Annotated in this window: 4 protein-coding genes; all 4 read right to left on the bottom strand. The window is 60.7% G+C overall.

Annotated elements, in window-relative coordinates:
* Positions 1-782 (bottom strand): elongation factor Tu (locus K2F54_RS18755; RefSeq protein ID WP_220607376.1); only part of this gene is annotated, 782 nt, incomplete at its 3' end.
* Positions 783-908: 126 nt separating this feature from the next.
* Entirely contained in the window at positions 909-3,023 is a 2,115-nt protein-coding gene (fusA, locus tag K2F54_RS18750) for an elongation factor G (RefSeq protein WP_220607375.1), read from the bottom strand.
* Positions 3,024-3,144: 121 nt separating this feature from the next.
* Positions 3,145-3,615: a 30S ribosomal protein S7 gene (rpsG, locus tag K2F54_RS18745; RefSeq protein ID WP_066597688.1), complete on the bottom strand. Its 471-nt coding sequence runs from the start codon at positions 3,613-3,615 to the stop codon at positions 3,145-3,147.
* Positions 3,615-3,989, bottom strand: a complete 375-nt coding sequence (gene rpsL / locus K2F54_RS18740) for a 30S ribosomal protein S12 (RefSeq protein ID WP_055811472.1) — start codon at positions 3,987-3,989, stop codon at positions 3,615-3,617. The genes rpsG and rpsL overlap by 1 nt, the downstream gene beginning before the upstream one ends.
* Positions 3,990-4,359: the final 370 nt, after the last annotated feature.

Below are 4,359 nucleotides of genomic sequence, written 5' to 3'. Positions count from 1 at the left end.
CCAGTGACCGTGGTCTTGATGGTCGGGCGGATGCCGACAACCTCGACCTCGGAGTTGATCTTGAGGGTTCCACGCTCGGCGCGGCCGGTGACGACAGTTCCACGACCGGTGATCGTGAAGACGTCCTCGATCGGCATGAGGAACGGCTTGTCCTTGTCGCGGACGGGCTCCGGGAAGTACTCGTCGACGCCGTTCATGAGCTCGAGGATCTGAGCAACCCACTTGGGGTCACCCTCGAGAGCCTTGAGCGCAGAAACCTGAACAACGGGGGCGTTGTCGCCATCGAAGCCCTGGCTGGAGAGCAGTTCGCGAACCTCGAGCTCAACGAGCTCAAGGATCTCTTCGTCGTCAACCATGTCGGACTTGTTCAGCGCGACGAGCAGGGACGGCACGCCGACCTGCTTGGCGAGCAGAACGTGCTCACGGGTCTGAGCCATCGGGCCGTCAGTAGCGGCAACCACGAGGATCGCGCCGTCCATCTGAGCAGCACCGGTGATCATGTTCTTGATGTAGTCAGCGTGGCCCGGAGCGTCAACGTGTGCGTAGTGACGCTTCTCGGTCTCGTACTCAACATGCGAGATGTTGATCGTGATGCCGCGCTGGCGCTCTTCGGGAGCGGAGTCGATCGACGCGAAGTCGCGCTGAACGTTGGTCTTGGACGGGTACGTGTCGGCAAGGACCTTGGAGATCGCTGCAGTCAGCGTGGTCTTTCCGTGGTCAACGTGACCGATCGTTCCGATGTTTACGTGCGGCTTGGTCCGCTCGAACTTGGCCTTGGCCACTGTGGGTCCTCCTCAGGACTCTCGGCTCCACCGGACGTTGGTTTACGCCCGGTGGAACTGCTGGATTTGTGTACTTATGTTACTCGGGCCAGGAGGCCTAAGCGATTCGGCCCGAAGGCCGGTGGGTTATTCGCCCTTGTTCTTCTGGATGATCTCGTCGGCAACAGCCTTCGGGACCTCCTGGTAGCTCTCGAAAGTCATCGAGTACACCGCGCGGCCCGAGGTCTTGGACCTCAGGTCGCCGATGTAACCGAACATCTCCGACAGCGGAACGTTCGCGCGAATAACCTTCACGCCCTGTGCGTCCTCCATGGTCTGGATCTGGCCACGGCGAGAGTTGAGGTCACCGATGACGTCACCCATGTATTCCTCAGGGGTGCGCACCTCGACGGCCATCAACGGCTCGAGAAGAACGGGGTTTGCCTTACGAACGGCTTCCTTGAAGCCCATCGAACCGGCAATCTTGAACGCCATCTCCGAGGAGTCGACGTCGTGAGCGGCACCGTCAAGCAGAAGTGCCCTGACGCCAACCATCGGGTAGCCGGCGAGCACACCGACGTGGAGTGCATCCTGGATTCCGGCGTCAACCGAAGGGATGTACTCACGCGGGATACGACCACCGGTGACCTTGTTCACGAACTCGTACGACTGGTCCGCAGTGATTTCAAGCGGCTCGATCGCGAACTGAATCTTCGCGAACTGGCCGGATCCACCGGTCTGCTTCTTGTGCGTGTAGTCGTGACGCTCGACGGCCTTCTTAATCGTCTCGCGGTAAGCAACCTGGGGCTTGCCGACGTTCGCCTCAACGTTGAATTCACGCTTCATGCGGTCGACGAGGATGTCCAGGTGAAGCTCGCCCATTCCCTTGATGACCGTCTGACCAGTTTCCTGGTTCTGCTCGGTACGGAAAGTGGGGTCTTCTTCGGCCAGCTTCTGGATCGCGAGACCCAGCTTTTCCTGGTCCTGCTTGGTCTTCGGCTCGATGGCAACTTCGATCACCGGGTCGGGGAACGTCATCGACTCGAGTACGACCTGCTGCTGCGGGTCGCACAGGGTGTCGCCGGTGGTCGTGTCCTTGAGGCCGATGACCGCGTAGATGTGACCGGCGGTAACGAAACCGACCGGGTTCTCCTTGTTGGCGTGCATCTGGAAGATCTTCCCGATGCGCTCCTTCTTGCCCTTGGTGGAGTTGATGATCTGGGCACCGGAGTCGATACGGCCGGAGTACACGCGCACGTAGGTGAGACGACCGAAGAACGGGTGCACGGCAACCTTGAACGCCAGAGCCGCGAACGGCTCGTCAGCGTTGGGGTGCAGCATGATCGTCTTCTCTTCGTCACGAGCATCGAGAGCCTCGATGGCCGGAACGTCGAGCGGGGTCGGCAGGTAGTCGACAACGGCATCCAGCATCGGCTGCACACCACGGTTCTTGAACGCGGAACCGCAGAGGACCGGGTAGATCTCGCTGGCGACGGTGAGCTTGCGGATCGCGGCCTTGATCTCGGCAACGGTGAGGTCTTCGCCGGAGAAGTACTTCTCCATGAGCTCGTCGTCGGTTTCGGCGACGGTCTCGAGCAGAAGCTTGCGGTACTCAGCAGCCTTCTCCACGAGGTCTTCGGGGATTTCTTCGATGGCGTACTTGGCGCCCATCTCGACGTCACCCTTGGAGTCTCCGCGCCAGGTCAGGGCCCGCATCTCGACGAGGTCAACGACCCCTTCGAAGCCGGACTCTTCACCGATCGGCAGCTGGATGACCAGCGGCTTGGCGCCGAGGCGCTTGATGATGGTGTCGACGGTGTAGTAAAAGTCGGCGCCGAGCTTGTCCATCTTGTTGACGAAGCAAATGCGGGGCACGTCGTATTTGTCGGCCTGGCGCCAGACGGTCTCGGACTGGGGCTCAACGCCCTCCTTGCCGTCGAACACGGCAACGGCACCATCGAGGACGCGGAGCGAACGCTCCACCTCGACGGTGAAGTCAACGTGGCCGGGGGTGTCGATGATGTTGATCTGGTTACCGGCCCAGAAACACGTGGTGGCAGCGGACGTGATGGTGATTCCACGTTCCTGCTCCTGCGCCATCCAGTCCATCGTCGAGGCGCCATCGTGCGTCTCACCGATCTTGTGGTTCACACCCGTGTAGAACAGGATGCGCTCAGTCGTCGTTGTCTTGCCGGCATCAATGTGGGCCATGATGCCGATGTTGCGGACCTTGCTCAGGTCGGTGAGCACGTCAAGTGCCACGGGTGTCCTCCGGAAGTGTTGATAAAGATGAGGTTGAACAGGCTTGCTGCAGGACGAGCCTGCACCGCCGGTCGAGCTTGTCGAGACCTAGGTCTCGACAAGCTCGACCAGCGAGTAGCGACTACCAGCGGTAGTGAGCGAAAGCCTTGTTCGCTTCAGCCATCTTGTGAGTGTCCTCGCGACGCTTCACTGCGGCACCGAGGCCGTTGGATGCGTCGAGGATCTCGTTGGTGAGACGCTCGGTCATGGTCTTCTCGCGACGCGCCTTGGCGTAGCTGGTCAACCAACGAAGCGCGAGGGTGTTCGCACGGTGCGGCTTGACTTCGACGGGCACCTGGTAGGTGGAACCACCGACGCGGCGCGAACGCACCTCGAGGGTCGGGCGCACGTTGTCGAGGGCCTTCTTCAGCGTGACAACAGCATCCGCGCCGTTCTTGGCAACGACGCCTTCGAGTGCATCGTAAACGATGCGCTCGGCGAGGCCCTTCTTGCCGTCGAGGAGGATCTTGTTGACCAGCTGGCTAACAATGGGGGCGCCGTATACCGGGTCAGCGATAACGGGACGCTTGGGCGCTGGGCCTTTACGAGGCATTACTTCTTCTCCATCTTGGCGCCGTAGCGGCTACGAGCCTGCTTGCGGTTCTTGACTGCCTGGGTGTCCAGGGCGCCACGAACGATCTTGTAACGAACACCGGGGAGGTCCTTCACACGACCACCGCGAACGAGCACCATCGAGTGCTCCTGCAGGTTGTGGCCTTCACCGGGGATGTAGGCGGTGACCTCGGTACCGTTGGACAGCTTGACGCGAGCAACCTTGCGGAGAGCCGAGTTCGGCTTCTTCGGGGTGGTCGTGTACACGCGCGTGCAAACGCCGCGCTGCTGGGGGTTGGACTTCAGGGCGGGAGCCTTGGTCTTGGTGACCTTGGGGCTGCGTCCCTTTCGCACCAACTGCTGAATGGTGGGCACTAATTACTCCTTGTTTTTGCTGCACGGTGACAGCTGACTGATGTCAAAGCATTCGAATCGCACTTCTCAGTACTCATCGAGTTCATCTGGACCCACCGGACATCACGAAATTGCTTCCGGTCGTTCTGGTGGGTATGCCGTGGGGGCCGCTCGGAGAGCAAACCCTGCTTGCGTGGAGTGTCGGGGCGTCTGAAGTGCAACCCGATGTTGGAACAACGAAGCGGCATAACTGAAGCGCACGACAAAGCGCACACCGGTCAATGCTAGCCCCGGCGAGGGTGCGGGTCAAGCGAGCGAGTTGACTCATAAGAAACCTCCGCGTGAGTCGATTGGTTGCCTCATTACGGGACCTCCGCGTAGTCGAGGGTTG

It is taken from the genome of Cryobacterium inferilacus (assembly GCF_019599185.1).
In the GTDB taxonomy this organism is placed as follows: Bacteria; Actinomycetota; Actinomycetes; order Actinomycetales; family Microbacteriaceae; genus Cryobacterium; species Cryobacterium inferilacus.
Note: the sequence above shows the minus strand (reverse complement) of the source record. Positions and strands in the feature narration are given on the sequence as shown.

Bases quoted from the DNA above. Each gene is read 5' to 3' on its own strand.
- rpsG (WP_066597688.1), bottom strand. From the start codon at position 3,615: ATGCCTCGTAAAGGCCCAGCGCCCAAGCGTCCCGTTATCGCTGACCCG.